Source organism: Runella sp. (assembly GCF_027484545.1).
In the GTDB taxonomy this organism is placed as follows: Bacteria; Bacteroidota; Bacteroidia; order Cytophagales; family Spirosomataceae; genus Runella.
The window spans coordinates 1-6,410 of the sequence record NZ_JAIXST010000116.1; the positions used below are offsets into that span (position 1 = coordinate 1).

At 43.4% G+C, this 6,410-nt stretch carries 4 protein-coding genes; 1 reads left to right on the top strand and 3 read right to left on the bottom strand.

What is annotated here, in order from left to right; translation table 11 throughout:
- Positions 1–209: 209 nt before the first annotated feature.
- Positions 210–2,588 (bottom strand): ABC transporter permease, encoded by a 2,379-nt coding sequence (locus Q0081_RS10105; RefSeq protein ID WP_298352275.1) that lies wholly within the window; start codon positions 2,586–2,588, stop codon positions 210–212.
- Between the two features lie 36 nt (positions 2,589–2,624).
- On the opposite strand from Q0081_RS10105, the gene Q0081_RS10110 reads away from it, so the two are divergent.
- Positions 2,625–3,092 (top strand): Uma2 family endonuclease, encoded by a 468-nt coding sequence (locus Q0081_RS10110; protein ID WP_298352278.1) that lies wholly within the window; start codon positions 2,625–2,627, stop codon positions 3,090–3,092.
- Positions 3,093–3,097: 5 nt separating this feature from the next.
- Here Q0081_RS10110 and Q0081_RS10115 read toward each other — a convergent pair whose 3' ends face one another.
- The gene (locus tag Q0081_RS10115; protein ID WP_409034057.1) at positions 3,098–5,656 is read right to left on the bottom strand and encodes an ABC transporter permease; all 2,559 of its coding nucleotides are present in this window, start codon (positions 5,654–5,656) and stop codon (positions 3,098–3,100) included.
- A gap of 105 nt (positions 5,657–5,761) precedes the next feature.
- Positions 5,762–6,100 carry a PadR family transcriptional regulator gene (locus tag Q0081_RS10120; protein WP_298352280.1) on the bottom strand — a complete coding sequence of 113 codons (339 nt, stop codon included), beginning with the start codon at positions 6,098–6,100 and terminating at the stop codon, positions 5,762–5,764.
- Positions 6,101–6,410 lie beyond the last annotated feature (310 nt).

Genomic DNA, 6,410 nt, shown 5'->3' on the forward strand with positions numbered 1-6,410 from the left:
CTACCTATTTGGACTTGTGATGAATCAAAAAATATAAACCCAAATCAATGTATATTACAATTTTAACTATATTGAATCTTTATCTAAACCTGTCAACCTATTTTAGGTAATGACAGTTGAAAGAGTGTAAAGTGTAGGGTGTATATCGTTTAATCTTTTCCTCTCTTGTTACAGTCTTTACACTTTTTACTCTCCACTTTACACTCACTCTACTCCGTTTTCAACGATTCTGCCGGATTGCTCAAGGCGGCTCGTATGGCTTGGAAACTGACCGAGAACAGCGCGATGCCCAGCGCAAAGGCTGACGCTATACCCAGATGCCACCATTGCACTTCGACACGGTAGGCAAAAGTTTCTAATAATTTTTTGTCTGCCCAATACGAAATCGGCAACGCAATCACCAGAGCAACACCGACGAGTTTGAGAAAATCGCCCGCAAGCATCGTGGCAATGCTTGCGATGCTCGCTCCCAGTACCTTGCGGATTCCTATTTCTTTGGTTCGTTGTTTGGCTACTAACGAAATCAGCCCAAAAATTCCCGCGCAGGCAATCAGAATGGCCAAAAGCGTGACAAAGCTTGTCATGCGCCAAATGCTGTCGATGGGTTTATATGACTTGTCAACTTCGTCGCTGAGGTAGAAATAACTCAATGCCCTGCGAGCCGGAATCTTTTTAAAACGAGCTTCCAAATTGCTTATGAGCGCTTTGGCTTTGGATTCATCGGTAAGGCGTAGCGTTAAAAAATTGCTGAGTCGCTGCTTGCCCGCGTACCAATGCAGGAGCGGCTCAATTTCGTCTTTGAGGCTTTGATAATGGAAGTTTTTGGTTACTCCAATGACCGTATAAATTTCGTCGTTGTTGTTTTGACGTAAACGTTTGCCCACGGCGCTCGTCCAGCCAAAAGCTTTCATGGCTGCTTCATTGATAACCACGGAATGATTGACCGAGTCGGCGGAAGTATCGGAGAAACCACGCCCTTCGACAAACGGAATTTTAAACGTCTCAAAATAATTTTCAGTGGCACTTACGTGGCGTAGGATTATTTTTTTGGCTTCGTTGCCTTCGGGAAAATAGTTGTTGAAGTTTTGCCAATATTGCACTGGCGTCAATTCGGAAGCCGTAAACGATACCACATTGGGGTTTTGGCGGAGTTCATTCAAAATGACTCGCCCTTCCGAAATGGCTGCATTCTTATCTCGATAAGCTAAATTCGTATTAAAAACCAACACATTGCTTTTGTCGTAGCCGATATTTGTAGTTTTCATGAAATTGATTTGTTGCCTCAAACCAATGGTACCGACAATCAGCACAACCGCCAACGAAAACTGCAACACAATCAGGCTGTTTTGCCGTAAACGACCGCGATTCGGGTCTGCTGAAATTTTGCCTTTCACGGCCTCGGTTGTTTTCAACCCCATGAGATAATAGGCGGGATAGGTGCCGGCAATGAGAGCGATGAGTAAGGAAACTCCTAAAACCGACAGAATGGTAGGATAATCATTGGCAAATGAAATGTCCAATTGCATGTGCCTGTCGCGCAGTTGATTGAAAGACGGAATCAGATACGATACCGCAAAAAGCACTGCCAATAGGCAGGAGGTCAACATCACAAGCCCGGATTCCATCCAAAATTGATTGAGAATAATGCGTTTTGATGCTCCAACGACCTTCTTTACGGCTACTTCTTTAGTGCGCGGCAAAGCCGAAGCTGTGTTGAGATTGATAAGATTGATACTGATGATCAGCAAAAGAAAAACAGCAATGGAAATCGCCCCGTAGATGAGACCGATAAACGTTGGATTTTGTTCGTGAATGAAGTTTTTAAACAAATTCAGGTGCAGAATTTGCTTTTGGGATTCGGGGGCAAAATGCGTTTTGACCAATTGAGGTAATTTGGCTTCCAATGCCTCTTTGTTGGCCCCTTTTTTGAGTAAGACAAAGACCGAGGCAAATGTGTTGTACCAATCGGCCCCCTCTTTAAAGTCTCGATTAGAAGTAAGAATTTCGGCCGGCATCACTACGTCAAACTGTTGCGAAGAATTGGCGGGGATTTTGGCCATTACGCCCGAAATCTTGAATTGAGCCGTATCATCCAGCGTGACGGTTTTGCCGACGGGGTCAATGTTGCCAAATAGATTTTGGGCTATTTTTTCGCTTACAATCAGCGAATTTCGGTCTTTGAGGGCGGTGGCAGCATCGCCGTATTTGAGCGGAAAACTGAATACCTGAAAAAAGGTGGAATCTACAAAAACAGTGCTTTCCTGCACGTCTTTGGTGCCATAATGAATCCACGGCCGATACCACGTTTGAATGTGCGTCCCTGTTTCAATTTCGGGATAATCTTTCAGCAGTTGGTCTAAAATCGGGTACACCGTATGGCTGTGTTTACGATCGTTAGATTCGGTTTGGATGTAGTAAAGGCGGTCGCCGTTTTTGTGAAACTGATCAAACGTGAGGCATTTTTGAGCAAAAAGCACCAAGACGACCACGCAGGCCATTCCGACCGACATCCCCACCAGATTGATACTGGTAAAAAGACGGTTTTTCCACAGATTACGGAAAGCGATTTTGAGGTAGTTACGGAGCATTTATTTTTTGGTTATATTTGTAAAAAACTGAAAATCATGGAAGCATCATCTTTTGATCTAATCGAAGAGTTCCAAACTGAAGACATTATGTCCGTTAATCATTCCAAAATTATTCATCGTTTGAGTGTAGCACTTGACGAATATAGTGATGAGTATGAAATCTTACCGGAACTTGAACTTGATCTCTCTGCCGGAAAATGCAAACCCGATATTTGTGTTTATCAAAATTTTCCGGATGATTGGGAAAATGATATTATTTTTTATTCACAACCACCTATCATTGCCATTGAGATTCAATCTCCTAAACAAGCAACTACAGAACTGACTGATAAAATGAACATGATTTACTTTCCATCCGGAGTAAAATCGGTTTGGATTATCGTGCCTGTCTTACAATTGATTATCATTCGGACCCATGACGGCCAAAAACTTGTATTTATGGATGGTATCATTAAAGATCCGGCAACTTCTATTGAGATTTTATTTTCAAAAATTTTCAAGTAAAGACCCTATTCTGTTTTCAAACTCTTTACTGGATTACTCATAGCCGCTCGAATGGACTGGAAACTGACGGTAAAAAAGGCAATTAGTATGGACAGTACGGCCGCTATCACAAACGTCCAAGCACTGATGTCAATGCGGTAAGGGTAATTTTGCAGCCATTCTTTGATGGCATAATAAGCGGCCGGAAAAGCGAAAATAAAGGAGAAACTCACGAGTTTCAGAAAATCGGTAGACAACAATGCCGTAATGCTCGCCACCGAAGCGCCCAGTACTTTGCGAATGCCGATTTCTTTCGTACGCCGCTCGGCCGACAGCGTAGCCAGTCCAAACAGACCGATGCAGGAAATAAAAATGGTCAAAATCGCCCCAAACAGCATGATCTGTTTCCATTTGGCTTCGGCTTCGTACCTTTTCTGATTTTCTTCATCCATGAATTTATATTCGTAAGGGTTGATAGGAAAGAGCTTCCTGTAGGTTTTTGCCAAGTGTCCCAAAGCGGCGGTTTCTGTCCCGGGTTTGATCTTGATGAATACCTTGCCATAGAGATTGCCGGGTTTCATGGTGAACAATTGCGGTTTGATTTCGGCGTTCAATGACTCAAAATGATGATCTTTGACCACACCGACAACCGTATATTTCTCTCCTTCATTGTACCAAAAATTGACCACTTGCCCAAGCGGATTTTTCCAACCGACTTTTTTAACGAATGTTTCGTTGACCAATACTGCTTTGGTAGAATCCGAAGGAAAATCAGCCGAGAAATTGCGCCCTTTGACGATGGGAATTTGTAACAGTGGAAAATAGGTAGCGTCGACGGTTTCATACGCAAAACTCTGCTGGGTTTCGCCGTTTACCTTCGCTACCGTTCCCCAGCCTCCTCCATTCTTAGGAGCCACATCAATAATATTGGGGTTCTTTAACAACTCTTCTTTTAACAGTTTTGCCTCTTTTCGACTCATTCGGGATTTGTCAACGGTGATTATGTTTTTGTCATTGTAGCCTAAGTCTTTGTTGGTCAAATAATTAAACTGAGTGTAGATAGTCAGCGTAGCAATAATCAAAAACGAAGCCAAGGAAAATTGAATGATGACTAAGCCTTTTTGAAGGTAATTTTTACCCGAAAGATTGAAGCGGCTGTAAAGAGTTTGTACTGGGCTGTAATTGGATAAAACCAGCGCTGGATAAAAGCCGGCCAGCAGACCCGTAGCGAAAAATAAGCCGATGTACCCCAACACCAATTTGAAATCAAACAAATAGGAAAACGAAAGGGCTTTGTTGGAAAGCTCGTTGAAGATCGACAATACCAATTGAACCAAGGCAAATGCAAAAGCAAAAGCGGCAAAACACAGAATAAACGACTCGCCCATAAACTGCATAATCAACTGACTTCTTCCACCGCCCACTACTTTACGAACACCAATCTCTTTGGCACGTTTGAGCGACCTCGCCACGGTCAAGTTGACGAAGTTGATGCAAGCAATCAGTAAAATGAAGAGGGCAATTCCGCTCAGAATGTAGGAAAACGTTGGGTTGCTGCTGTCTTGCAGCCCGTTTTGGGCGGGCAGGTCTTTGCTTAAGTGCATCGCTGTAAAAGGCTGCAACGCATAAACAACTTTATTTTTATCGCCGTATTTCTCGGCAATCAGCTTAATGCTTTCCTTGGCATCGGCCAGATAAATCCGATTCATGGTCGCTTCCACCTTTTTAAGGTCGGCATTGGGTTGAAGTACAACAAAGGTGTTCTGGAAAATATTGAACCAGTTTTCGTTATTATCCATTTCCTCCTTACTCACCACATTGGGAAAAAGCACGTCAAATTTGATAGAAGAGTTTTGAGGGCAATTTTTAGAAATGCCGGTCACGGTATAAGGCACAAATTCACTTTCGTCACCATAAGAGTCTTTTACAAGGAGGATTTTTCCTAAAGCATCCGTTGTGCCGAAGTGTTGTTTGGCCATCTTTTCCGAAATCACCACTGATTTAGGGCTTTTGAGGGCTGTGTTGGGATTTCCGCTTATCAAAGGGAACGAGAAAATGGAAAAGAAACTGCTGTCGGCTGCAAAAGCTTCATAGCTTTTGACTTCCGTTCCCTTCTTAATATCGGTGCGGTCGCCTTTATAACGGACAAAAGCGCGTATTTCTGGAACGCTGGCGCTGAACTTGGGGCCTTGGAAATGTCCGGTATTACCGTCAACGCTTTCTACGCCTTCCGGCGTTATGGACTTGCTCGTGACCCGATAAATGTGAGGGTTGTTGGCATGAAATTGATCGTAGCTGACCTCATCTTTGGTGTAAAGCATGATCAGCATGGCTGCGGCCAAACCAATGCTTAAACCGATGACATTGATGGCTGAATACACTTTGTTGTGCGCTAAAGTGCGGAGGGTGATAGTTAGGGAGTTGCGAAACATAGATGGCTGAATTAGGGATGGTTGTGTATACTCATTTTTTCGTTGACGTTGTTTTACAAAAGGAGGCAGTACCGAGAGAACATTGAGCAGATAGCGCCACGTCGCTTGTCGTTTTCCGGCTCGCTGATACCAATAAGCGTAGAGTTCATCCAAGTCTCCTTCAACCGCGACGGCGGCCCGGCTCTTCGAGGGTTTCTTCGGGGTGGAGCCACTGCAAAACGCGTCGGGCCCAGCTTGGCGGAAGGAATTCCTGTGTTTTCATAATCCGCTCAATCGAAGTTTAGTAGGAGGCATTAGTTGCCAAAGTTCTTGCCGCAATTGCTGTATTTCCTGCAAAGCGCGATTTCCTAAAGCTGTCATCTGGAATATTCGTTTGCGGCGCCCGCCCCGTTCGTTAGTAGCACCGCAGAGTTGAGAAGTAATAAAGCCTTTCTCTTCCAATCGGATGAGCGTATTATGCACGGTGCCAAAAGTGACGATGCGACCTGTATGCTCTTCCAGCGCCTGACTGACGGTGACACCGTAGGCTTCGCCGTCAAGGAGGGCTACCATCATCAAAACCACTTCTTCAAATTCCCCTAAATAAGTGCGACGCATAACTCTTGGGTATTAGTTTTTATTTTATCGCACAAATAGTTTGCCAAGACATAAAAAATGCCTCCAAGCGCACCTGAAGGCATTTTGTGTAAATTTTAGCAGTCATAATCTGTCCGTTTATGGACAAACCTTGTCCCGCAGTGGACAGGAAATTTTAATAAAGTAGAAAGTGTAAAGGTTAAAGTGTAGGGGTATATTAGGGTACATTTAAGATTAAAGAGTATTTTTTCTTTTCAAAAACACGATTAAAATATTCAAATGCCTTTTCTAAGAAAAGTACAAAACTACCTAAATGATTTTGCCCTAATTC